The sequence below is a fragment of the Vibrio sp. YT-19(2023) genome (genome assembly GCF_033337395.1).
On sequence record NZ_JAWOQN010001209.1, the window covers coordinates 1 to 508 of the forward strand.

Here is a 508-nt window from a genome sequence, read left to right on the forward strand (position 1 = left end):
TCATTATGACGCAATTTCATCAGAGAGGCGTTTTTTACGTCCCAGACGGCAAACGAGATAAAGCGAAAGGTGGCGAACCGCGCATTATATTGCTGAGCTTTCTCGGAGTGTTGTTGCCTTCTGCTGTTCTGCTTACGCTACCAGTTTTTTCGGTTTCTGGTCTGTCTATTACTGACGCGTTGTTTACCGCGACTTCAGCCATCAGTGTGACTGGATTAGGTGTGGTCGATACCGGCCAACATTTTACGCTCGCGGGTAAAATTCTTCTGATGTGTTTGATGCAGATCGGCGGCTTAGGGCAAATGACCTTATCTGCGGTGTTGCTCTATATGTTTGGGGTGCGCTTGAGTCTACGTCAGCAAGCGTTAGCCAAAGAAGCTCTTGGCCAAGAAAGGCAAGTCAACCTGCGTCGTTTGGTGAAAAAGATCGTCACATTTGCGCTGGTGGCAGAGGCGATTGGTTTTGTTTTCCTCTCGTATCGTTGGGTGCCAGAAATGGGTTGGCAGAC

The 508-nt window shown here is 48.8% G+C and carries 1 protein-coding gene; it reads left to right on the forward strand.

The annotated features are described in order from the left end of the window. Window positions 1-5 precede the first annotated feature (5 nt). Window positions 6-508: potassium transporter TrkG (locus tag R7E78_RS30885; protein WP_318059236.1), on the forward strand; the 503-nt coding region annotated here is incomplete at its 3' end.